Annotated in this window: 22 protein-coding genes; 14 read left to right on the forward strand and 8 right to left on the reverse strand. The window is 71.1% G+C overall.

The genetic code is table 11. The features are described from left to right. Positions 1-91: 91 nt before the first annotated feature. From AB0C75_RS06005 to AB0C75_RS06020, 4 genes are all read left to right on the forward strand, one after another. Positions 92-1,408, forward strand: a complete 1,317-nt coding sequence (locus AB0C75_RS06005; protein ID WP_362887619.1) for a hypothetical protein — start codon at positions 92-94, stop codon at positions 1,406-1,408. A gap of 332 nt (positions 1,409-1,740) precedes the next feature. Beyond that, a complete protein-coding gene (gene abc-f / locus AB0C75_RS06010) occupies positions 1,741-3,339 on the forward strand; it encodes a ribosomal protection-like ABC-F family protein (protein WP_362887501.1) in 1,599 nt (532 codons plus the stop codon). Between the two features lie 358 nt (positions 3,340-3,697). After that, the gene (locus AB0C75_RS06015; protein ID WP_006123601.1) at positions 3,698-3,919 is read left to right on the forward strand and encodes a helix-turn-helix domain-containing protein; all 222 of its coding nucleotides are present in this window, start codon (positions 3,698-3,700) and stop codon (positions 3,917-3,919) included. 162 nt (positions 3,920-4,081) lie between these two features. After that, a complete protein-coding gene (locus AB0C75_RS06020; RefSeq protein WP_362887503.1) occupies positions 4,082-4,873 on the forward strand; it encodes an enoyl-CoA hydratase/isomerase family protein in 792 nt (263 codons plus the stop codon). A gap of 69 nt (positions 4,874-4,942) precedes the next feature. Here AB0C75_RS06020 and AB0C75_RS06025 read toward each other — a convergent pair whose 3' ends face one another. After that, on the reverse strand, positions 4,943-5,638 hold the full coding sequence (locus tag AB0C75_RS06025) for a hypothetical protein (RefSeq protein ID WP_362887505.1): 696 nt from the start codon (positions 5,636-5,638) through the stop codon (positions 4,943-4,945). Positions 5,639-5,730: 92 nt separating this feature from the next. On the opposite strand from AB0C75_RS06025, the gene AB0C75_RS06030 reads away from it, so the two are divergent. From AB0C75_RS06030 to amaP, 5 genes are read left to right on the forward strand one after another with little or no spacing between them, the layout of a single operon-like run. After that, positions 5,731-6,225 (forward strand): Asp23/Gls24 family envelope stress response protein, encoded by a 495-nt coding sequence (locus tag AB0C75_RS06030; RefSeq protein WP_362887507.1) that lies wholly within the window; start codon positions 5,731-5,733, stop codon positions 6,223-6,225. A 33-nt stretch (positions 6,226-6,258) separates the two neighbouring features. Further along, positions 6,259-6,450 (forward strand): hypothetical protein, encoded by a 192-nt coding sequence (locus tag AB0C75_RS06035; protein WP_073720205.1) that lies wholly within the window; start codon positions 6,259-6,261, stop codon positions 6,448-6,450. Further along, positions 6,447-6,800, forward strand: coding sequence for a hypothetical protein (locus tag AB0C75_RS06040; RefSeq protein WP_362887509.1), 354 nt, complete (start codon positions 6,447-6,449; stop codon positions 6,798-6,800). The genes AB0C75_RS06035 and AB0C75_RS06040 overlap by 4 nt, the downstream gene beginning before the upstream one ends. Then, entirely contained in the window at positions 6,797-7,483 is a 687-nt protein-coding gene (locus AB0C75_RS06045) for a DUF6286 domain-containing protein (RefSeq protein WP_362887511.1), read from the forward strand. The genes AB0C75_RS06040 and AB0C75_RS06045 overlap by 4 nt, the downstream gene beginning before the upstream one ends. A 4-nt stretch (positions 7,484-7,487) precedes the next feature. Then, positions 7,488-8,066, forward strand: a complete 579-nt coding sequence (gene amaP, locus AB0C75_RS06050; RefSeq protein WP_362887513.1) for an alkaline shock response membrane anchor protein AmaP — start codon at positions 7,488-7,490, stop codon at positions 8,064-8,066. Positions 8,067-8,120: 54 nt separating this feature from the next. Here amaP and AB0C75_RS06055 read toward each other — a convergent pair whose 3' ends face one another. The 5 genes from AB0C75_RS06055 to AB0C75_RS06075 form a co-directional block, all read right to left on the reverse strand. Beyond that, positions 8,121-8,876: an SDR family oxidoreductase gene (locus AB0C75_RS06055; protein WP_362887515.1), complete on the reverse strand. Its 756-nt coding sequence runs from the start codon at positions 8,874-8,876 to the stop codon at positions 8,121-8,123. Positions 8,877-8,881: 5 nt separating this feature from the next. Continuing rightward, on the reverse strand, positions 8,882-10,675 hold the full coding sequence (locus AB0C75_RS06060; protein ID WP_362887517.1) for a glycoside hydrolase family 15 protein: 1,794 nt from the start codon (positions 10,673-10,675) through the stop codon (positions 8,882-8,884). A 76-nt stretch (positions 10,676-10,751) separates the two neighbouring features. Beyond that, the gene (locus tag AB0C75_RS06065) at positions 10,752-11,567 is read right to left on the reverse strand and encodes an SURF1 family protein (protein ID WP_362887519.1); all 816 of its coding nucleotides are present in this window, start codon (positions 11,565-11,567) and stop codon (positions 10,752-10,754) included. A 69-nt stretch (positions 11,568-11,636) separates the two neighbouring features. Then, the gene (locus AB0C75_RS06070; RefSeq protein WP_014156997.1) at positions 11,637-11,870 is read right to left on the reverse strand and encodes a hypothetical protein; all 234 of its coding nucleotides are present in this window, start codon (positions 11,868-11,870) and stop codon (positions 11,637-11,639) included. Between the two features lie 63 nt (positions 11,871-11,933). Continuing rightward, positions 11,934-12,941 carry a DEDDh family exonuclease gene (locus AB0C75_RS06075; protein ID WP_362887521.1) on the reverse strand — a complete coding sequence of 336 codons (1,008 nt, stop codon included), beginning with the start codon at positions 12,939-12,941 and terminating at the stop codon, positions 11,934-11,936. Positions 12,942-13,083: 142 nt separating this feature from the next. Between AB0C75_RS06075 and AB0C75_RS06080 the strand changes: the two genes are divergently transcribed. Beyond that, a complete protein-coding gene (locus tag AB0C75_RS06080) occupies positions 13,084-13,803 on the forward strand; it encodes a VIT family protein (protein ID WP_362887523.1) in 720 nt (239 codons plus the stop codon). A gap of 5 nt (positions 13,804-13,808) precedes the next feature. Here the strand turns inward: AB0C75_RS06080 and AB0C75_RS06085 are convergent, their stop codons facing one another. Next, positions 13,809-16,904 (reverse strand): NACHT domain-containing protein, encoded by a 3,096-nt coding sequence (locus tag AB0C75_RS06085; protein ID WP_362887525.1) that lies wholly within the window; start codon positions 16,902-16,904, stop codon positions 13,809-13,811. Between the two features lie 149 nt (positions 16,905-17,053). On the opposite strand from AB0C75_RS06085, the gene AB0C75_RS06090 reads away from it, so the two are divergent. Further along, on the forward strand, positions 17,054-17,950 hold the full coding sequence (locus AB0C75_RS06090; protein ID WP_362887527.1) for a sterol desaturase family protein: 897 nt from the start codon (positions 17,054-17,056) through the stop codon (positions 17,948-17,950). Further along, positions 17,947-18,636, forward strand: coding sequence for a lysoplasmalogenase (locus AB0C75_RS06095; protein ID WP_362887529.1), 690 nt, complete (start codon positions 17,947-17,949; stop codon positions 18,634-18,636). The genes AB0C75_RS06090 and AB0C75_RS06095 overlap by 4 nt, the downstream gene beginning before the upstream one ends. A 144-nt stretch (positions 18,637-18,780) precedes the next feature. Here the strand turns inward: AB0C75_RS06095 and AB0C75_RS06100 are convergent, their stop codons facing one another. Continuing rightward, entirely contained in the window at positions 18,781-20,316 is a 1,536-nt protein-coding gene (locus AB0C75_RS06100) for a S8 family serine peptidase (RefSeq protein WP_362887531.1), read from the reverse strand. Positions 20,317-20,618: 302 nt separating this feature from the next. Here AB0C75_RS06100 and AB0C75_RS06105 point away from each other — a divergent pair, with 302 nt between their 5' ends. Beyond that, a complete protein-coding gene (locus AB0C75_RS06105) occupies positions 20,619-20,984 on the forward strand; it encodes a DUF485 domain-containing protein (protein WP_362887533.1) in 366 nt (121 codons plus the stop codon). Continuing rightward, the gene (locus AB0C75_RS06110; RefSeq protein ID WP_362887535.1) at positions 20,981-22,624 is read left to right on the forward strand and encodes a cation acetate symporter; all 1,644 of its coding nucleotides are present in this window, start codon (positions 20,981-20,983) and stop codon (positions 22,622-22,624) included. The genes AB0C75_RS06105 and AB0C75_RS06110 overlap by 4 nt, the downstream gene beginning before the upstream one ends. Positions 22,625-22,703 lie beyond the last annotated feature (79 nt).

Genomic DNA, 22,703 nt, shown 5'->3' on the forward strand with positions numbered 1-22,703 from the left:
GGCAAGACTGCTCCTCGTGACGTCCCGTACCCCGCGCGACTCCAGGCTGCGACTTGTCCGCCCGCGACCCCAGGCGACCGCCCGCAAGGCCGTGACGACCCGGCGCACCAGGCCGGCCCCCCGGCCGCCGGAGGGCACACCGCCCCCGGCGGAACTGGCACGCCAGGCCAGGGCCGTACTGGCCGACTCCGTACGGATCGCCCACTGGGCGGCGAACGGCACGAGCCCGGGCACCGTCCCACTCGCGGCCCAGGCACTCGAACGGGCCTCCGCCGCGCTCGAGCTGTCCCCGGCGCAGGTGCTGGCCGGATGGGACCGGGCCAGGCTGGCCGGCCTCATCGAGCTGCACGGCGACACCGCCCGCCCCGGATGGCGGCTGCGCGCCTGGGACCGCGACGACTCCGCGGTGCTCCGCGGCTGGGTCGCGCTCTTCGACGCCTGGTCCCTCGTCCACGCCTCACCCGACGGCATCGAGGCCGGCGCGGTGGCGGAAGCCGTCGAGGCCGTACCTCAGGTGCTCTCCCTCCTCCAGCTCTCCGAGGGCACCGTCACCGTGCCCGCGCTCCTCGACCTGCTCGGACAGCGCGTCGCGGAACTCCACGAGGAGCGGTGCGAGGTGCCGTACGGGCCGCAGGAGCAGCCCGCACCCGCCGACTCCGCCGGACCGTCAGCCGGACCGTCCGCCGACCTGAACGCCCTGCTGCTCGACTGGGCACTCGAAGGCCTCGCCTCCGTAGGCGCCCTCACGCTCGGTGGCGGCCACGCCACCCTCACTCCGCTGGGCAGCTGGGCCGTCTGGGTCAAGCTGGAGCAGATCTGCGTCGCCGCGCAGAGTCCGGCCGGCAACATCGAGCAGCCGGCGGCCGACATGCTGCTCGGCTGCGCACGGCTCACCCCGGGCCCGGCCCGCGCCGAATACCGGGCCTGGCTGGCCGCCCGCCCCGTCGGCAGCGCCGTGGCCGAACTCCTGGCCGTCGCCCGGGGCGAGGACGCCCTGCTGCGCGGCCTCGCCTTCGAGGCGCTGCGCGTCGTCGGCGCCCCGGCGGAGCCCGTCGTCCGCTCCGTCGTCACCGAAGCGTCGCTGCGCCCCTACGCGCTGCTCTGGCTCGCCGAGTACGAGGGCACCGACCCGGACGACGCCCAGGACGTCCTCAGCCGCGAGGAGGCCACCTGGCTCTGGGTCGACACCGCGGCGGCCGTGGCCGACCACGGCGAGACCGGGCTGCTGGTCCGCCATCTCGACTCCGCCGTCCAGGGCACCGTCCCCGCGCTCCTGGACGAGGTGCGGGCCGTAGGACACCCGAGGACCGTCCAGGTGCTGGTCGCCCTTGCCGCCGCGCACCCGGACCCCGCCCTGGCCAAGGCCGTACGCCGGGCCGCCTTCCAGGTGCACACCGGCGGGGCGTGACGGGGCCCGCGCGGGCCCCGGGGGAGTCGGTGCGAGGCGCCCGGGGCGTACGCCCCGAAGCTCCGGACGCCGCCCTCCGCGTCCCGATGTGATCTCCCTCTCAGTCTTGCACCGGCCACCGACACCGTCGGTCGAAGTTGTCGCAGGGGCCGGGTACCTCGCACCCGGAACCACCCTCCGCAGGGTGACCGTGGGCCGGGCGTACGCGGTAAAGCAGATGGACACCGCCAGTAGACTGGGTCTCATGGCATTTCTCCTTGAGCAATGAGTAACGGCGTCGAGTCGTGAGTCCGTAGTCCCTCCGCCGTCCATAACCGCCCTGGAGTTTTTCCGTGATCACCGCTTCCGGCATCGAGCTGCGCGCCGGCGCCCGCATGCTCATCGAGTCCGCCTCCTTCCGTATCGCCAAGGGCGACCGCATCGGCCTGGTCGGCCGTAACGGCGCGGGCAAGACCACCCTCACCAAGTGCCTCGCGGGCGAGGGGACGCCGGCCGGCGGCACCATCACCAACAGTGGTGAGGTCGGCTACCTCCCGCAGGACCCGCGCACCGGCGACCTCGACGTCCTGGCCCGCGACCGCATCCTCTCGGCCCGCGGGCTCGACGAGATCCTGCGCAAGATGCGGGAGAACGAGGAGCGGATGGCGAACGGCAAGGGCGCCACCCGCGAGAAGGCGATGAAGCGGTACGAGCGTCTGGAGACGGAGTTCCTCACCAAGGGCGGATACGCCGCCGAGGCGGAGGCCGCCACCATCGCCGCCGCGCTGAGCCTGCCCGACCGGGTGCTCGGCCAGCCCCTGCACACGCTCTCCGGCGGTCAGCGCCGCCGTGTCGAGCTGGCCCGCATCCTGTTCTCGGACGCCGACATCCTGCTCCTCGACGAGCCCACCAACCACCTGGACGCGGACTCGATCGCCTGGCTGCGTGACTACCTCAGGAGCTACCGCGGCGGCTTCATCGTGATCTCCCACGATGCCGAGCTCATCGAGACGGTGGTCAACAAGGTGTTCTACCTCGACGCCAACCGTGCGCAGATCGACATCTACAACATGGGCTGGAAGCTCTACCAGCAGCAGCGTGAGGCCGACGAGAAGCGCCGCAAGCGCGAGCGTCAGAACGCCGAGAAGAAGGCCGCGTCCCTGAACTCCCAGGCCGACAAGATGCGCGCCAAGGCGACCAAGACCGTCGCCGCCCAGAACATGGCCAAGCGGGCCGAGCGCCTGCTCTCCGGGCTGGAAGCGGTGCGGGTCTCCGACAAGGTGGCCAAGCTGCGCTTCCCCGAGCCGTCCCCGTGCGGCAAGACCCCGCTGATGGCCGAGGGGCTCTCCAAGTCCTACGGATCGCTGGAGATCTTCACCGACGTGGACCTCGCCATCGACAAGGGGTCGCGCGTCGTCATCCTCGGCCTCAACGGTGCGGGCAAGACGACGCTCCTGCGGCTCCTCGGCGGCGCCGAGAAGCCCGACACCGGTGAGGTCATCGAGGGTCACGGCCTCAAGCTCGGCTACTACGCCCAGGAGCACGAGACCCTGGACCCGGAGCGGACCGTCCTGGAGAACATGCGCACCGCGGCGCCCGACCTCGACCTCGTCGAGGTCCGCAAGACGCTCGGTTCCTTCCTCTTCTCCGGTGACGACGTCGACAAGCCCGCCGGAGTCCTCTCCGGCGGGGAGAAGACCCGGCTCGCCCTGGCGACGCTCGTCGTCTCCTCCGCCAACGTGCTGCTGCTCGACGAGCCGACGAACAACCTCGACCCGGCCAGCCGCGAGGAGATCCTCGGGGCGCTGCGCACCTACAAGGGCGCCGTCGTCCTCGTCACCCACGACGAGGGCGCGGTCGAGGCGCTCCAGCCGGAGCGGATCATCCTGCTGCCCGACGGGGTCGAGGACCTCTGGAGTGCGGGTTACCGCGAGCTGGTCGCCCTCGCCTGACCCCTGGGCGCCCCTGGATCCGGTGCGGAACCCGGTGATCCAACACGTCTGGATCATTCGGCCCATCGGTGATCCATCATCTGGGCGAGCGTGTCTCGTACCCCGGCGCGGCGCCCGGCGGATAGCTGCCGGGCGCACTCATTTCGGGCCACCGGGCCTCGTACGGCCCTGACCTGCCCGTTTTTCTCTGAGACGGCCCCGCAAGGGCCCGAGTGCCCCTCCGAATGCCTGATTCCGCTTGTGTCCGGCCGCTTGTGGACGCGGAATCCGGTCGCACGGACCTTGCCGAATGGGTGGCCAGGAAGCCCAGGAGGGGTGATCATGAGAGTCCAGAGCGCACTTCCTTGAGGAGGCACGGGTGGCCGAGACTCTGAAGAAGGGCAGCCGGGTGACCGGCGCCGCGCGCGACAAGCTCGCGGCAGACCTGAAGAAGAAATACGACTCCGGTGCGAGCATCCGGGCGCTGGCCGAGGAAACGGGCCGCTCCTACGGATTCGTCCACCGGATGCTCAGCGAGTCCGGAGTCACGCTGCGGGGACGCGGCGGAGCGACTCGGGGCAAGAAGGCCGCTTCGGCCTGACGGTGGTGAGCGGCCGGTGTCCTGGGCCGGTCCGAACCAGCTCCGAAGGGTGTCCGGAACACCGGGTGGCCACCCGGTCGATCGTCAGGTCGTCCGGGTGGTTACTGTTCAGTTCAGTTACTTGCCAGTAAGTGCTGACTGCACCCGATCCGGAGGCGCCCCATGACCTCGCACGACTCTGTGCTCGACAAGGACGGTGTACGGCTCACCGTCGATGACGCGGTTGCCACGGTGACGCTCACCAACCCGGCCAAGCGCAACGCTCAGTCTCCCGCTCTGTGGCGGGCGTTGACAGAGGCCGGACGGGCACTGCCCGGCAGCGTGCGGGTCGTCGTGCTGCGCGGCGAGGGCAAGTCCTTCTCCGCGGGCCTCGACCGGCAGGCGTTCGAACCCGACGGATTCGACGGCGAGCCGTCCTTCCTCGACATGGCGCGCGGCCCGGAGGCCGAGCTCGACGCGACCATCGCCGAGTACCAGGAGGCGTTCACCTGGTGGCGCCGCAACGACATCGTGTCGATCGCGGCCGTCCAGGGCCACGCCATCGGGGCCGGCTTCCAGCTCGCCCTCGCCTGCGATCTGCGGATCGTCGCCGAGGACGTGCAGTTCGCCATGCGTGAGACCAGCCTGGGGCTCGTCCCCGACCTCACGGGCACGCACCCCCTCGTCAACCTCGTGGGGTACGCACGCGCGCTCGAGATCTGCGCCACCGGCCGCTTCGTGCACGCCGATGAGGCCGAGCGCACCGGCCTCGCCAACCTCGTCGTCCCCGCGGACCAGCTCGACGCTGCCGGGCTCGACCTGGCCGCTGCGCTGCTCGCCGCCCCGCGCGACGCCGTCGTCGAGACCAAGGCGCTGCTGAGCGGCGCCGTCTCGCGGACGTACGAGCAGCAGCGCACCGCCGAGCGGGCCGCCCAGGGCCGTCGGCTGCGCGACCTCGCGGGCCTCTCCGACTGATCCGACCGAGACCGGCCGGGGCGACGAGACCGGCGGGCCCCGCCCCTCACCGGACGGTGGGGGGCGGCGTCAGTCCCGGTCCGTGACGGCCGTGACCAGTACGGCGACCGTCCCAGGTCCCTCCACGGCCTCGGCCACCGCCGCGCGCACCGCCCGCGCCACATCGAGCGCCCGGTGGTTCCCGGACGTCGCGAGCTCCACCCGGACATGACCCTCCGTGTGCTGCACGGCGCTGCCCAGCACATGCGTCAGCGAGACGACGCCCGGAACCCCGGCCGCCGCAGTCCCGGCGACATCGTCCGGCCGGGCCGCGCGGAGGTCGGCGTCCGGCTCGGCGTCCGGCTCGGGCTCCTCCTCCAGCAGCGCCGTCACCGTCAGGTCCACCGCCTCGACCACCAGACCGAGCCGCCGGTCCGCCGCCGTCAGCAGGGTGGCGCGCAGGGCGTCCGCCGTGGCGGGCAGTGGCCGCCGTGCCGTCGCGGAGAAGGCCGCCTCGATCCGCAGCGGTCCAGGACGCAGTGCGCTGGGATGCCCGGGCACCACCGGATCAGGGGCGCCGTCCTCGTCCACCGGGGCGATCCTGAGCGTCCCGAGGACGGCCCCCGAACCGGCCGCGGCGTCCCGCAGCACCGCTGTCGCCGCCCGTTCCGCGATCCAGGAGCCGTCGTTCGGACCGCCCAGAGGGAGCAATCTGCCCAGGCCGAGCCGTTGGCGTACCGCAGACGTCCATTGCTCGGCCCTGTACGGGCTGTCAGCCGTTGTCATTGCTCCACCCTGCCCCATCCATGGCGCACGATCGGGCAAGCGCACTTACTGTGGGCCACGGAAGTTCACCCGCCCCGAAGGGAAGAGCGGCGATGACCGAGAGTTCACAGCGGAACAGGCCCGAAGACACCGGCAGCGAGTCCGGTGGGGACGACGGCAGGCAGAGCCAGTTCAGCAAGCGCGGCGGGGGAGCCCCCGCGACGCGCGGCCGTACCACCATCGCCGACGGCGTGGTCGAGAAGATCGCCGGAATGGCCGCCCGGGATGTCATCGGGGTCCACGCGATGGGCAGCGGCATCTCCCGGACGTTCGGTGCGGTACGCGACCGCGTCCCCGGCGGCAACAAGTCCGTCACCCGCGGCGTCAAGGCGGAGGTCGGCGAATCGCAGGCCGCCCTCGACCTGGAGATCGTCGTCGACTACGGCGTGGCGATCGCCGAAGTGGCCCGTGACGTACGCGAGAACGTCATCTCGGCCGTCGAGCGGATGACCGGCCTCGAAGTCGTCGAGGTCAACATCGCCGTGAGCGATGTCAAGCTGCCCGACGAGGAGGACGACGAGGACGAGTCCGAGTCACGCGTCCAGTAGCTCTCCCCCCGCGCGGTAGTTGAGGAGCACACGATGAGCATGGCTGTGGTCGGCCTGTTGGCCGGTATGGCGCTCGGTTTCGCCGGGTACTTCGGCGGATTCGGGGCCTTTCTACTGGTTGCCGCGCTGGGCGCGGTCGGCTTCATCGCCGGCCGCTTCCTGGACGGCGACCTCGAACCAGGCGACTTCTTCCGGAGTCGCGAGCGCGGCGACCGACGACGGTGACGGGCGTGACAGACCGGGTCGGCGCCGCCGAGCGAGGGCAGACCCGGATCGCCGACCGGGTCGTCGCGAAGATCGCCGCGCAGGCGGCGAAGGAAGCCGTCGACGAACGGCCCAAGGACGCTGACGCACCACGCGCCACCGTCACCGTGCACCGTGACACCGCACGGGTGCGGGTCAGCATGGACCTCGCCTACCCCTGCGACATCGGCCGTCAGTGCGGCGCGGTGCGTCGCCGTGTCGCCGAGCGGGTAGAAGCTCTGGCGGGGATGCAGGTTCCCGAAGTGGCGGTGCAGGTCGACCGGCTGCATCGGTCGGGAGCCGGCACCGCACCGGAGGGGAGTACCCGATGACCGAGCCCCAGGACCCGGAGAACAGCACACGCCGTCTGCCCGCAGTCGAGGCTGCGCCGGCCGGCGGAGTGCTGGAGATGGACCAGTCCGCCTCCGGCTCCAGCTACGAACCGGCCCCGGCGCAGGACCGGACGGACGGCAGAGCGGGCCGTTTCTGGTCCGGGCGCAGGATTCCCGCGGCCCTGACCGCCCTGGTCGTGCTGGGCGGCTCCGGAATCCTGCTCTACGACATCGCGGCGGTCAGGGCCGACCGCCCGGCCATGCAGTGGCGGCGTTCCGTCGCCGACGACCTGGCGAGCCGTCACCTCGACGACGTATGGGTCCTCGCGGGATCGGCGCTGGCGGCGGCACTCGGCCTGTGGCTGCTCCTGCTGGCCCTCACCCCCGGGCTGCGCGCCCTGCTCCCCATGAGCCGCAGGCACCCGGGTGTGCGGGCAGGACTCGACCGGACCGCCGCCGCCCTCGTCCTGCGGGACCGGGCCGTGGAGGTGTCCGGAGTGCAGTCCGTCCGGGTGAGGATGACCCGGAAGAAGGCCACCGTGCGTGCTCTCTCGCACTTCCGTGAACTCGACGACGTCAGGACCGACCTGGACACCGTCCTGTCCAACGCCATCAGCGAGCTGGGCCTGGCCCGGCCGCCCGGCCTCTCCGTGCACGTACGCCGGCCGGCGAAGAAGGGGTGACCCCGTGATCAAGACCGTCAACCGGGTGCTGCTCGGCCTGGCAGGGCTGATCCTCGTCGTCGTCGGCGGCGCCGTCCTCGCGACAGGGCTCGGCGTTTCCGTACCCTCCTGGTGGCCCTTCGACGGCAAGGGTGACGTGCTGCTCAGCAAGGCAGACCGGACCAGATGGCGGGACCAGGGCTGGTGGTGGCCCACCGTCATCGCGATCCTCGCCGTCCTGGTGGTCCTCGCGCTGTGGTGGCTCCTGGCCCAGCTGCGCCGCGCGCGCCTCGCCGAGGTGCGGGTGGACAGCGGCGACGGCCAGGGAGCGCTGCTGCGCGGCAAGGCCCTTGAGGGAGTGCTCGGCGACGACGCCGGGTCCCTGGACGGGGTGTCCGACGCCAACGCCACACTGACCGGCCGGCGCACCGCCCCGCAGGCCAGGCTCCGGCTGCTGATGGATCCGCACGCGTCCCCCGGGCTGGTGCTGCGCGGCGTCTCCGAGGGAGCGCTGACCCATGCGCGGACCTCGGCCGGGCTGGACGAGCTGCCTGCCGAGGTCCGTCTGAAGGCGGTCAAGCACCGGGCGGAGCGGGTGACCTGACGGGCACTCCCGGCGGGGCCGCCCTCCGGGACGCCGTCAGAACCCTCGGCGCCGTCAGAAACCGTGCCGTGCGCCGCCGTCGACCGGCACCATGATGCCCGTCAGATAGGAGGCGGCGGGGGAGAGCAGGAAGGCCGAGGTCTTCCCGAACTCCTCCGGGGTGCCGTAGCGGCGCAGGGGGATGTTCGCCTCGTTGGCCTTGCGGGACGCGTCGGCGTCGCCCGACAGGGAGTCGAGCTCACGCACCCGGTCCGTGTCGATCCGGGCCGGCAGCACCCCGACGACCCGGACGCCACGCGGCCCCAGCTCGTCGGCGAGGGACTTGGCGAAGCCGGCGAGGCCGGGGCGCAGCCCGTTGGAGATGGTCAGGCCGGCGATCGGCTCGTGCACCGATCCGGACAGGACGAACCCGATGACACCCCCCTCGCCCAGCGCCTCGGCCGCCGTACGGGCCAGCCGGACGGCGCCGAGGAAGACCGACTCGAAGGCCGACTGCCACTGATCGTCCGTGTTGTCGGCGACGAGGCCGGGCGCCGGGCCGCCGACGCTGATGAGAATGCCGTCCAGCCGGCCGAAGCGCTCCTTCGCGGTGTCCACCAGCCGCCGGGCGGCCAGCGGGTCGGCGTTGTCCGCGGCGAGCCCGACGGCCTCGGGGCTCAGCTCCGCGGCGGCCTCGGCGGCCGTCTTCTCGTCACGGCCCGAGATGATCACCTTCGCACCGTCGGCGGCGAGAGCGCGCGCGGTGGCGTTGCCCAGCCCGCGGGTGCCCCCGGTGACGATGTACACACGGTCCTTCAGTCCAAGATCCATGACCCCTATCCTGCCAAGTGCTCACCGGCGAGGTCGACCGCACTGTTCACCAGGCCGACGTGGCTGAAGGCCTGCGGGTAGTTGCCGAGCTGCCGCCCGGCCACCGGGTCGTACTCCTCGGCCAGCAGCCCCACGTCGTTGCGCAGCTCCAGCAGCCGTTCGAAGAGGACTTCGGCCTCGTCCCTGCGGCCCGTCCGCGTCAGGGCGTCGACCAGCCAGAACGAGCATGCGAGGAAGGCGCCCTCCTCGCCCGGGAGGCCGTCCACCGACCCGCCCTCGGTGCTGTAGCGGCGGATCAGACCGTCGTGGCCGAGCTCGCTGCGCACCGCGTCGACGGTCCCCCTCACCCGTGGGTCGTCGGGCGGCAGGAAGCCGGTACGCACGATGAGGAGCGTGGCGGCGTCCAGCTCCTGGGAGCCGTAGTACTGGGTGAAGGTATTGCGTACGGGGTCGTAGCCCTTCTCGCAGACCTCGGCGTGGACGGCGTCCCGCATCGCCCGCCACCGGTCGGCGTCCCCCGGCAGATCGGGGTTCTCCTCCAGGGTGCGCACCGCGCGGTCGGCCGCGACCCAGGCCATCACCTTGGAGTGCACGAAGTGGCGGCGCTGCCCGCGCACCTCCCACAGGCCCTCGTCCGCCTCGCGCCAGGTGGACTCCAGGAAGCCGAGCAGACTCAACTGCAGATTCCAGGCGTGCGGCTTGTCGTGGAGCCCCGCCTCGCGCGCCACCCTCAGCGAGTCGATGACCTCGCCGTACACGTCGAGCTGCTGCTGGCGCACCGCCGCGTTGCCCGTGCGGACCGGCAGTGAATTCTCGTAGCCCCGCAGCCACGGCAGCTCCGTCTCGGGAAGCCGGCGTTCACCGGCGAGCCCGTACATGATCTGGAGGTCCGCGGGGTCACCGGCCACGGCCCGCAGCAGCCAGTCCCGCCAGGCGGCGGCCTCCTCCATGTATCCGACCGAGATCATGGCGCCCAGGGTGAGGGTGGAGTCCCGCAGCCAGCAGTAGCGGTAGTCCCAGTTCCGTACGCCCCCGATCTCCTCCGGCAGCGAGGTCGTCAGGGCCGCGACGATCCCCCCGGTGGGGGCGTAGGTGAGGGCCTTCAGGGTGATCAGGGAGCGGAGCACCGCCTCCCGGTGCTTGCCGTGGTACGTGCAGCGCGCCGACCACTTCGCCCAGTCGGCGAGGGTGTGCTTCAGCGCCTTGTGGGGGTCGATCAGCTTGGGGCGCGGTGAGTGCGAGGGGTGCCAGGTGAGGACGAACGCCACCCGCTCGCCCTCGGCGACCGTGAAGGAGGAGCAGGTGCTGAACTGCTGGCCCCACGTCTTCACCGAGGGCTCGCTGCGCAGCCAGACGGAGTCGGGTCCCGCGACCGCCACCCGGTGGCCGTGCGAGCGGCGCATCCAGGGGACCACCGAGCCGAAGTCGAACCGCAGCCGCAGGACGGAGCTCATGTCGACATTGCCGCTGACACCCTCGATGATCCGCATGACGTCGGGGGCCTTGTCGCGCTGCGGCATGAAGTCGATGACCTTGACGGTCCCGGTCCTGGTCTCCCAGAAGGTCTCCAGGACCAGGGAGTCGCCCGCATAGGCGCGCCGGGTGCAGACGTCCGTGCTGTCCGTGCCCTGGGGAGCGATGCGCCAGTGGCCGTTGTCCTCGTCGCCGAGCAGCGCCGCGAAGCAGGCACCCGAGTCGAAGCGGGGCAGGCAGAGCCAGTCGACGGAACCGTTTCTGCCGACCAGGGCGGCGGTCTGGAGATCGCCGATGACGGCGTAGTCCTCGATACGTGGGGTCACGCTCTGGCGTCTTCCCGAACCTGAGCCCCGCTAAGCAGCGAAAGCCGTGCGAACAGCGGGGAGCGGACCGGGACGCCTACACGGTCGCGGGCTCCGGCTCCTGCGCATCGTCGTTGTGCTGGGCGTTCTCGGCGTCCTTGGCAGCGGCCTCTTCGCGGTCGCGCTTGTCACGGCGGGCGAGGATGACCCAGCCGACCGGGACCCCGGCGGCGAAGAGCCACCACTGGACCGCGTATGCCATGTGCGGACCGATGGAGCCGTCGTCGGGGGCGGCGATCGTCTCCGGGCTGCCGCCGGCGGGTTCGGGATCGGTCAGCTCGACGTACCCGCCCAGCACGGGGTGGCCGAGCAGGTGCGACTGCTGGGAGCTGTTGATCAGCATCACCTGGCGGTCGGGCAGGCCTTCGAGGTCCTTGATGCCGCTGGCGCTCGTCGTCTCGTCAGCCTTGAGCCGGCCTGTGAGCGTGACCTCGCCGCGCGGCGGAGCGGGGACCTTCGGGAAGGCCTGCTGGTCGTCGGCGGCCGGGGCCCAGCCGCGGTTGACCAGGACCGTGCCGCCGCCCTTGAGGTCGAGCGGGGTCAGGACCAGGACGCCGATGCGCTCGTCCCGCGAGGTGCGCCGGCGTACGACCACCTCGTGCTCGGTGTCGTACGTCCCGGTGGCCGTCACGGTGCGCCAGTAGTCGGAGCGGGGGACCGTGTGCCCGGGAGAGGTGAGACGGGTGACGGGGACCGGGTCGGCTTCGAGGTTCCGCGTGATCAGTGAGTTCTGCTCGACCTTGTGTTCGTGCCGGTGCAGCTGCCAGAAACCCAGCTCCACCATCGTGGGGATCAAGGCGAGGACGAGGAGGGTGAGAATCACCCACTGCCGGGTCAACAGGAAGCGGTACACCCCATGACCGTACAACCGGGGCCATGGGGTGCGGCACGGAGGGGTCCCGTGCGGACGGGGGGCGGCCCGTCATACTTTGTCCACGATGCCCGCCCTTCCCTCGGCGCGGGCGCAGTGGCCGCCGCAGTACCAGTGGCCTTCGACCTCGACGCCCTGGCCGATCACCTGGACCCGGCAGTGCTCACAGATGGGCGCCATGCGGTGAATGGCGCAGGAGAAGCAGTCGAAGACATGCACAGCGCCCTGCGCGTGCACCTCGAAGGACATCCCGTAGTCGTTTCCGCAAACCTCACAACGTGCCATGCGCCACAGGGTGGGATGCCGGGCGGCGACGGGCGAGCCGACGCGGGGCGAGTCGCCCCCGGTTCACTCCGATGACGGTGACGGCTTCGGTACCGCGACCGACCCGGCCGGTGCCACATCCCTCAGCAGATGGGTGAAGGCGCTCTCCTCCAGGATCGGGGTGCCGAACGACTTCGCCTTCACCGTCTTCGACGTCGCCGAGTCCGGGTCGTTGGTGACGAGCAGACTCGTCAGCCGCGACACGCTGGTCGCCACGTGCAGGCCGGCCTCCACCGCGCGGTCCTCCAGCAGCTCCCGGTCGACCGAGGTGTCCCCCGAGAAGGCCACCCGCATGCCCTGCATGAGGGGCTTGTCCGACTCGTAGCGCCCGGGGTTCGGATAGGGGCACGCGGGCCGCTTGCGCGAGGGACGCCAGCTGCCCTGGCTCTGCGACGGCCGGTAGCCGGCGCGCGGGACGACCGGGGAGTCGTACCACTCCGTCAGCGGGCGGCACTCCAGCAGCGGCAGTCGTACACCGTCCCTGGCCGCCGCGTGCAGACTCGGCCGGAACGCCTCGGCCAGCACCCGCGCGTCGTCCAGCGCGTGGTGAGCGTTTCGCTGCACCACACCGAAGTGCGCGGCCAGCGACTCCAGCTTGTGGTTGGGCAGCGGGAGGCGGAGCTCCTTGGCGAGCGCGATGGTGCACAGCCGCTGCTCGACGGGCGCGGTGACCGTCGCACGCGCGTACTCCCGGGCGATCATCGACCAGTCGAACGCGGCGTTGTGGGCGACGAGCACCCGGCCCGCGAGCCGCTCGGACAGCTGCGCGGCGACTTCGGGGAAGAGGGGGGCGCCCTCCAGGACGTCGCTGGTCAGCCCGTGGATCCAGACGGGTCCTGGATCCCGCTCGGGGTTCACCAGCGTGTACCAGTGGTCCTCGACGTCCCCTCTCGCGTCCAGGCGGTACACGGCAGCGGAGATTATCCGGTCGTCGCGGGCGAGTCCGGTGGTCTCCACGTCGACGACCGCGTACCCCTGGGGATACGCGGCCGGCCACGGCGCTGCGGTCTGACGGTCGTCGAGCATGGTCACAGAGAATACGGGCCGACACCGACAGCGGCCTATCCGGGCGTCTCCCGCGGCGAACCCGGCCACGGTGCGGAGCAGTTGACGCCGGCAGGGGAAACGCGGGTCGGGGATGCGGCGGGGGAGGGCGTGGTGAGACGCTCCCGGGGTGACGGACACACAGGCGCAGACACACGACGAACCCCACCACGGCGGGCTCGGTGCCCGGCTCAACTGGCTCCGGGCCGCCGTGCTCGGCGCCAACGACGGGGTGGTCTCCACCGCGGGCATCGTCGTCGGCGTGGCCGGGGCCACCGAGAACCGTTCCGTCCTGCTGACGGCGGGCCTGGCCGGGCTGCTCGCGGGGTCCATGTCGATGGCGGCCGGCGAATACGTGTCGGTGTCCACCCAGCGCGATTCGGAGAAGGCCGCGCTGGCGACGGAGCGGCGGGAGCTGGAGGAGACCCCGGAGGCCGAGCTCGTCGAGCTGACCGGGCTCCTGGAGAAGAAGGGGCTCAGTCACCGCCTCGCCCGGGAGGCCGCCGTGCAGCTCACCCGACGCGACGCGCTGCGCGCCCATGCCGAGGTCGAGCTGGGTATCGACCCGGACGAACTGACCAACCCCTGGCACGCGGCGGGAGCGAGCTTCCTGGCCTTCACCGTGGGCGCGCTGCTCCCGCTGCTGGCGATCGTGCTGCCGCCGTCCGCGGTGCGGCTGCCCGTCACCGTGCTGTCCGTGCTCGCGGCGCTGGCCCTCACCGGTTGGTGGAGCGCCCGGCTCGGCGAGGCGCCGGCAGGGCGCGCGATGCTGCGGAACATGGCCGGGGGAGCGGTGGCCATGGCGGTGACGTACGGGGTGGGGGCGCTGCTGGGGGTGACGGGGGTGTGAGGGCCTCAGTGCAGGCGCACGATCCGCTCGGGCGGGAACAGGTCATCCCCGATGGTCCCCGTATCGCTGCCTAGGGTGATCGTGAGCCGGTCGAGACCGGCCAGGGGCGTCAGGTCGTAGGGGCCCCCTCCGGGCCGGGCGTACAGGGTGAGCTGGGTCAGGGCCGGCAGCTCTCTCAGAGGTGCCAACCCCTGAGGCGTGTCGCACCGGTAGAAGGCAAGTTCGCTCAACGCGGAGAGGCCGGCAAGCGCGGTCAGATCCAGGACGTCCAGTCCATCGAGGGCAAGCCGGTGGAGGCGACGGAGGGACGGAGCCGCGCATACGTACCGGAGGTGCGACTGGCTCTCGACGCGAATTTCTTCCAGCTCGGTCCACTGTTCGATTCCCTCCAGGCTCAGCTCGGAGACTTGCCCAATCAGGTAGAGCACTCTGAGGCGGCTGCTCAGGGCCAGTTCCCCGACGCTTTCGACCGGGAAGCGGTGGCCCAGAACCACATCGCGCACGTCCGCGAACGGTTCCAGCTGCTCCGCGGGCAGGCCACGATGCAATTGGATCAGGGACAGCCAGGTCAGCGGAAGGCCTGACAACGGGCTCAGGTCACGGATCTCGGGGCACATGCTGAAGCCCACCTCGGTGAGCGATCGCATGCTGCCCACCGGGGTGATGTCGGTCAGGTCCTTGTTGTCGAAGACGAAGAGCCTGCCCAGTCCCTGGCGGGCGACCAGCGGGGACAGGTCCCGGTGGTCGCCTTGAAGGCGGATCGAGCGGGCCTCAGGCACGTATCGTAGAGCGGCCATCTGCTCGGCGGTCTCAGCGGAGACGTAGGCCTTGTTCCAGCGCTGTGCCGCGAGCACCTCCCGGGCGTAGAGGCTGGTGTCGAAAGAGTTCCACGCCTCGCACAGCAGGGAGGCGACCCAGGTCCGCTCGTCGTCCCGGAAGCGCTTGACCACCTCGTAGGCCGCCTCGCCGCCCACCAGGGCCGCAGTCAACACGACGTAGCCCGCCGCATACTCGTCGGGCACCTCCTCAGGCCCCGGAAGCAGCTCCAGGACCAGTTCGCCGACCTGGGCCAACTCCTCCGCCTCCGTCCGAGTGCGCGGCGGCAGCAGATCCGCCGTCTGGCGCTGTACCTCGGCCCGTACGGTCGGGTCCAGCTCCGGTGCGTGTTCCAGGCTCGCCGCGGCCAGCAGCACCAGCCGGTGCCTGTGCTTGCGCGTCCGGTCCGCGCGCTTGAGCAACTGGCGCAGAAGCCGGGCCCGTTCGTCGGCGCGTGCGTGGCCCACCGCCATCTGGACGACGTCGTGCCACTGGTCGTCGTGTGCGTGCTTGACCAGCACTCCGAAGTCCCGGGCCTCCACGGCGGCCTTCGCTCCGAGGTAGTCCTGGAACGTCCGGTGCACGAACCCCACCGCACCCGGGGCGGGTTCACGGAGCAGTCCGCTCCTGATCAGCAGGTGCGAGAAGACCTCATCGGCCGTACCCCGGACCTGCGGCATCGCCGTCAGCCACTCGGCAACCATGGCCGCGGCCTCGTCGCGGTCCGCCTCCGCCTCGCCGTTGCGGATCAGCCAGTACGCCAGCCGCTGCAGCAGCGCCGTCTGCTCCTCCCGGGTCAGGTCGACGCCCTCGACCCCGGCGATCTCGCGCTCCGTGTCGCGCCGTACGAGCAACATGTCCAGCGCGGCGTCGTACAGCTCCTTACGGGCGCGGGGCAGCTGCATACGCCGGTCGCGGTTGAGCGCGCAGAGCAGGGCGCACATCAGGGGGTTCGTCGCGAGCCGCCCCAGGTCGCGTCGCGTTCCCACGGCACGGCGCAGCGAGGCCTCGTAGCCGTCGAGCTCCTCGCGCTGCTCGGCGGACACGCACTCGGACCGGGCGGCGGCGTGCCAGTGGCCGAGGAAGGCGTGGATGTTCCTCCGGTCCATCGCCAGCAGCGAGTGCGCTTCGAATCCGAAGCCGGACAGCCAGCTCTCCGGGACGGCGGACGGCCGGGTCGTCACCACGAAACGGGACTCCGGATAGGCCGCGATCAGGTCCTTGAGCCACTTCTCCGTACGGTGACGCAGCCGCATCGGGACCTCGTCGACCCCGTCCACCAGGACCAGGCCCCGCCCCTCGGTCAGCAGCCCGTCCACCCAGCCGGCCGGTGCCGCGCCGTGCAGCGGGATGCCGGCAGCACGCAGGAAGTCCTCAGGAGTGGGCAGTGCTCCCTGCGCGGTGAAGGCGCGCAGCCGCAGCACGAACGGCACGCAGCGGTTCCAGTCCGCGAGATCTCCGCCGAAGGTCCGGCGGGCCGCGTTGAGCGCCAGCCACTGCACCAGCGTGCTCTTGCCGGAACCGGCCGGACCGCGCAGCAGCAGCCGCCCCGTCCCGGACAGCGCCTGCTCCACGGAAACCGTCACCGGGGCGGCGTGATCCAGCGCATCCTGCCGGACGGCCTCGCCGCTCACGCTCAGACTGATGTACGCCGTCTCCAGCGGCCACTCGCTCGCCGACCGCCCGAGCGTCAGCCCGAACAGCCCCATCCGGCTGTTCGCCGTGGCCGCGAAATCGGCGTACCGCTGCTCGAAGGCGAGCGCCGCCGCGTCCGGCCGGGGGCCGACCCGGGCTCGTAAGTCCTCCACCAGCTCCCGCGTCCGCGCGCTCGCCCGGGTCTGCTCCACCGTCGCACGCGCCACGAACGACGGATGGGCGGTGAGCTGTTCCAGCACATGGGCGCAGCACCGGTGCAGGAGCTCGTCGTACAGCTCGGCCGCCCGGCCGGAAAGGCCCGCGGCAGGACGGGACAGCTCGGCGTGCAGCCGGTCCGTGTCCAGACCCAGTGCGAGCAGCCGGTCGGCGGACAGCTCACCCGCGGCGGCGAAGGTGTCGTGCACGGAGTCGAGGGCCGCGAGACGCTCGTGCCGGGGCAGGTCCGCGTACCGCTCCGTGAGCCGGCCGCCGAGCACCCTCACCAGCCGTTCCGGCCCCGCAGGGCGGGGTAACGGCCGGACCGGGTCCGGGACCAGCGCCGCGCCGGGCCGGGGGGCCAGCAGCGCTCTGGCGGCAGCGCCGACGACCGTGGTGGCCAGCCGGAGCAGCGCAACTTCCGTACCCGTCACGTGCGTTCCTCCCCCTCGATGACGCGCGTGCCGGAAATCCTACGACGGACAGTTGGCGGAACCCACCAAATCTTGATGACGCCACGTCTCACATACTTGTCAGTAACAACGTCTATCCCCGGTACCCGGAACGACCCTACGGTGCTCACATGGAGCCGAACCTGCCCGATGTCGTGTTGTGGTCGATCCCGGCCTTCGTCCTGCTCACCGTCCTCGAAATGGTGTCCCACCGGCTGCACCCGGACGAGGACGCCGCCGGGTACGACACCAAGGACGCCGCCACCAGCGTCACCATGGGGCTCGGCAGCCTGGTCTTCGACCTGCTGTGGAAGATACCCATCGTCGCGATCTACGCGGCCGTCTACGAGCTGACCCCGCTGCGTATCCCCGTCCTGTGGTGGACGGTCCCGCTGATGCTGTTCGCCCAGGACTTCTTCTACTACTGGTCCCACCGGGGCCACCACGTCATCCGGATCCTCTGGGCCTGCCACGTGGTGCACCACTCCAGCCGGAAGTTCAACCTCACGACGGCGCTGCGCCAGCCCTGGACCTCGCTGACCGTCTGGCCGTTCTACGTCCCGCTCATCGCCTGCGGGGTCCACCCGGCCGCGCTCGCCTTCTGCTCGTCGGCCAATCTCGTCTACCAGTTCTGGGTGCACACCGAGCGGATCGGCAAGCTGCCCCGGCCCTTCGAGTTCGTCCTCAACACCCCCTCCCACCACCGGGTCCACCACGCCTCCCAGGGCGGATACCTCGACCGGAACTTCGGCGGGATCCTGATCGTCTGGGACCGGGTCTTCGGCTCCTTCACCGCCGAGACCGAGCGGCCGGTCTTCGGGCTCACCAAGAACATCGACACCCACAACCCGCTCCGCGTCGCGACCCACGAGTACGCCGCCATCGCCCGCGACATACGGGCGGCCACCACCTGGAGCGAGCGGGCCGGACGGGTCTTCCGGGGACCCGGCTGGCAGCCCGCGAGTGCCCGTGCGGCGTCGACGACCGCGCCGGGGCAGGCCCGCGTCGCCACCGAGCGCACCGGATGACGCCCCGCGCGGGTGCGCCCCGGCTCGTGCGCCCGCTGCTCGCGGCCTTCCTCGCCGTGGCCGTCGTCGACCTGGCCGGACTCCTGGCCGGGGCGGGGACCGTGCACCTCGTCGCCAAGCCGCTGCTGATGCCGCTGCTCGCCGCCTGCGCCGCGGCGCGCGGCGGTCCCCGGCTGCTCGTGGCCGCGCTGCTGTGCGGCTGGGCGGGGGACGTGCTCCTGATGCCCGAATCGGACGCCGCCTTCCTCGCCGGGATGGCCTGCTTCGCGGCGGGCCACGTCTGCTATCTCCTGCTCTTCGGCCGTGCCGGGATCAGGTCCGCCGTGGGACTCCTCTACGCCGCCGCCCTCGTGGCCTTCCTCGTGTACCTGTGGCCAGGACTGCCCGGCGGGCTGCGGATCCCGCTGACCGGATACAGCCTGCTGCTCGCCGCCATGGCCTGGCGGGCCGGCGCACTCGGACGGCACGCCGCGCTCGGTGGCGCGCTCTTCCTGCTCTCCGACGCGCTCATCGCCACCGGCATCGCCGGCCGGCCGCAGCTGCCCGCCCACGATTTCTGGATCATGCTGACCTACCTGGCCGCGCAGTACCTGCTCACCCGTGGAGCGCTCGGCGGAACAGCGCACTCCACCGGCGGCGCCCCCGGGGCGTACCGCGAAGGGAGTATCAGAATCCGAGACGAATGAGGACCCGGGGTGCCGGGTGGCCGCAAGGCGATGGACGAGCGCACCGCTCTCAAGGTCCTCATCAAGCCGTAGCGGGGGCCGTACGCGGGAGGGGCCGGGGGCAGTTCGCCCCCGGCCCCTCATTCTTGCTTCTGCCTGTGCGCCCTACTTGCGGACCGCGTCCAGCGCGTCCACGACACCGGCTCCGTAGAAGCTGTTGTACCGCTTGCCGCCCTCGCAGACCGCGTCGACGGTGCCGTCACCGTCGATGTCGTACGGCGCGCCGCACGCGGTGGCGTCGGCCTGATGCGTCAGCAGCGCCTTCACCGCCGCCGCCGAGGTGTGCGGGTGGGTCGACCTGATCAGGGCCGCGACACCCGCGACGTGCGGGGACGCCATCGACGTACCGGCCATGTAGCCGAATTCGCCGCCGGGCAGCGTGGACAGGATCAGACCGTTGTCCGCCGGTGCCTCGGGCGTCTGGTAGGCGGTCGAGTCACCGCCGGGGGCCGCGACGTCGATGACGCCCAGACCGTAGTTGGAGTACGAGGACTTGAGGTTCTTCGCACCCGTCGCCGAGACCGTCACCACACCCGGCAGCATGGTCGGGATGTCGGGGCAGACGCTCGGGTCGACCGTGCGGGTGACCGTGGTCCCGTCGTTCGGGCTCGTGGTGTCCTCGATGGCGTCGACCGCCAGGTCCTCCTCGGAGTTGCCGGCCGCCGCGACGTTGACGACGCCCTTGCCCTCCGCGTAACGGGTGGCGCGGGTGACCGCCTCGACCAGGGCGCCCTGGTCCGGGTCGTCCTTGCAGGTGAACTGCCACGGGTCGGTGTAATAGCTGCTGTTCGTCACATCGACGCCGTGCTCGGCGGCCCAGACGAAGCCGCAGACGACGGCCTCGGTGTAGAAGTAGCCGTCCGACGTGGACACCTTGATGCCGGAGACCTTCACGCCGGGAGCGACGCCGGTGACCCCCGTGCCGTTCTTCGCCGCGGCTATGGTGCCCGCGACGTGCGTGCCGTGCGGGCTCTCACCGGCCGTGGGACGCCAGGCGCCGTCCGTGGTGTCCGGGGCGCCGGACACACAGTTCACCGAGGCCTTGCGGTCGAAGTTCGGGGCCAGGTCCGGGTGCGTGTCGTCCACACCGGTGTCGATGACGCCCACCGTGACCTTGCTGCTGCCGAGCGACTTCTTGTGGGCCTTGTCCGCCTTGATGGCGGGCAGGTCCCACTGCAGGGGCTCCAGGGCGTCCTGGCCCGCCGCCGCGCCCTTCGACGCCGTGCGCGCCTCCGCGGCGGTGAGGGGCTGCTGGACCCCGATGTCCTTCGTCGCCTGCGGAACGATAGGGCTGGTGCGCGTGGCACCCGCCGACCGGACACCCCTGGCCTTGCGGATCGTCGTGCCGAAGTCCGGGTTCTGCGAGTGGACGACGACGACGCCTATCTTGTCGTACGACGTCACGACGGTTCCGCCGGCCGCGGATATGGCCTTCCGCACTCGCTTGAGGGTGCCGTGGTCCGTCCGCGTGTTCACGACGTACGACAGCTCCGGGCCGTCCGTCCGAACCGCCGCCGCCGCCGGCTCGTCCGACGGTGCCGCGGCCGCGGCACCCGTCGGGAGGAAGCCGAGCGAGGCGGTGAGCGCGAGTCCGACGGGCAGCGTGAGTAGGCGAGTCCGTCTGGATGCCAGATGAGCCATGGGTTCTCCACATCATCCGTGCCGGTGGGGCCGGACACAGCTGTGCCCGGTCCGGTACATGACCAGTGAAGTTATCGCTGATCTTCCCGGCGCATCAATGAATACGGGCAAGTGAGTTCGAGGTGTGACCTCCGGGAGTCGTGTCCGGGGGAGACGGACAGAGAAGACCGAACCTGCGGTGAACCGCTTCGCCGCGCTCTCCGTGCCGTTGCACAGGGAGTCGTGCAGCCGCCCCCAGAGCAGAGGACTCCCCAGTGAAATCCACCGTCCCCACCACCGCACCCGCGTCGCGAGGAGAATCCGTGGCCACCGAAGTACCGCCGCCCCAGCCCCCTGAGGACGGCAGTCCCGTCCAGCCCACGACCGAGGCGTTCCTCGAGGCGCAGAAAAGTCCGGAGTTCGCCGAACTGCGCCGCTCCCACCGCTCCTTCGCCTTTCCGCTGACTGTCGGCTTCATTGCCTGGTATCTGCTGTACGTGCTGCTGTCCAGCTATGCCGACGACTTCATGAGCAAGATCGTCTTTGCGAACTTCAACGTCGCCTTCGTGTTCGGCCTCGCCCAGTTCGTCACCACGTTCCTCATCGCGTGGTTCTACTCGCGCCACGCCACGAACAAGCTCGATCCGCAGGCGACGGCCATCAAGTCCCGTCTGGAGGCCGACGCATGAGCGCCGCGTACAGCACGCACACCGTGACCCAGCTCGCCGCCACGGCGTCGTCGACGACCGAGCACCGGCCGCTGATCATCACCCTCTTCGCGATCTTCGTCGCGGCGACGCTGGCCATCACCGTCTGGGCCGGCCGGCAGACCAAGAGCGCGTCGGACTTCTACGCGGGCGGACGGCAGTTCACCGCGTTCCAGAACGGACTCGCCGTCTCCGGCGACTACATGTCGGCAGCGTCCTTCCTCGGTATCGCCGGGGCCATCGCGCTCTTCGGCTACGACGGCTTCCTCTACTCCATCGGCTTCCTCGTCGCCTGGCTCGTCGCCCTGCTGCTCGTCGCCGAACCGCTGCGCAACTCGGGCCGCTACACCATGGGCGACGTCCTCGCCTACCGGATGCGGCAGCGCCCGGTGCGTACCGCCGCGGGCGTCTCCACCATCATCGTGTCGATCTTCTACCTGCTGGCCCAGATGGCGGGCGCGGGTGTGCTGGTCGCCCTGCTGCTCGGCATCACCGGCGACATGGGCAAGATCCTCATCGTGGCGCTGGTCGGCGTGCTCATGATCCTCTACGTCACCATCGGCGGCATGAAGGGGACCACCTGGGTGCAGATGGTCAAGGCCGTGCTGCTCATCGCGGGCGCCCTGCTGATGACCCTGATGGTGCTGTGGAAGTTCGACTTCAACGTCTCCGACCTGCTCGGCACCGCCGCCGAGAAGAGCGGTCACGGCTCCGCGTTCCTGGAGCCCGGCCTCAAGTACGGCGCCACCGACGTGTCGAAGCTGGACTTCATCTCGCTCGGCATCGCGCTCGTACTCGGCACCGCCGGACTCCCGCACATCCTGATCCGCTTCTACACCGTCCCGACCGCCAAGGCCGCCCGTAAGTCCGTGAACTGGGCCATCGGCATCATCGGTGTCTTCTACCTCATGACGATCGCCCTCGGCTTCGGCGCCGCCGCGCTCATCGGCCCCGAGGAGATCATCGCGAAGAACCCGGCGGGCAACGCGGCAGCGCCACAGCTCGCCGAATATCTCGGCGGACTCGGCACCACCGGGGGCGCCGTCATGCTGGCGGTCATCTCCGCCGTCGCCTTCGCGACGATCCTCGCCGTGGTCGCGGGCCTCACCCTCGCCTCCTCGTCCTCCTTCGCCCACGACATCTACGCCAATGTCATCCGCAAGGGGAAGGCCACCGAGAAGGAGGAGATGCGCGCGGCCCGCTGGGCCACCGTCGCCATCGGCGTCGTCTCCATCGCGCTCGGGGCGATGGCACGCGACCTCAACGTCGCGGGGCTCGTGGCCCTGGCCTTCGCCGTCGCAGCGTCGGCCAACCTGCCGACCATCCTCTACAGCCTCTTCTGGAAGCGCTTCACCACCCAGGGCGCCCTCTGGTCCATCTACGGCGGTCTCGCCTCGTCCGTCCTCCTGGTGCTGTTCTCCCCGGTCGTCTCCGGGAAGGCCTCCTCGATGTTCCCGGACGTGGACTTCGCCTGGTTCCCCCTGGAGAACCCCGGCCTGATCTCCATCCCGCTGGGCTTCCTGCTCGGCTGGGTCGGCTCGGTCCTCTCCAAGGAGGAGCCGGACAAGGCCAAGTACGCCGAACTCGAGGTCAAGTCCCTCACCGGCACCGGAGCCCACTGACCGGTCCGCCGGCACGGCACACGGGGCCCCGTCGTAGAGACCTACGACGGGGCCCCGTCGTACCTCGTGCCAACCGGGC

The organism is Streptomyces sp. NPDC048565 (assembly GCF_040650935.1).
In the GTDB taxonomy this organism is placed as follows: Bacteria; Actinomycetota; Actinomycetes; order Streptomycetales; family Streptomycetaceae; genus Streptomyces.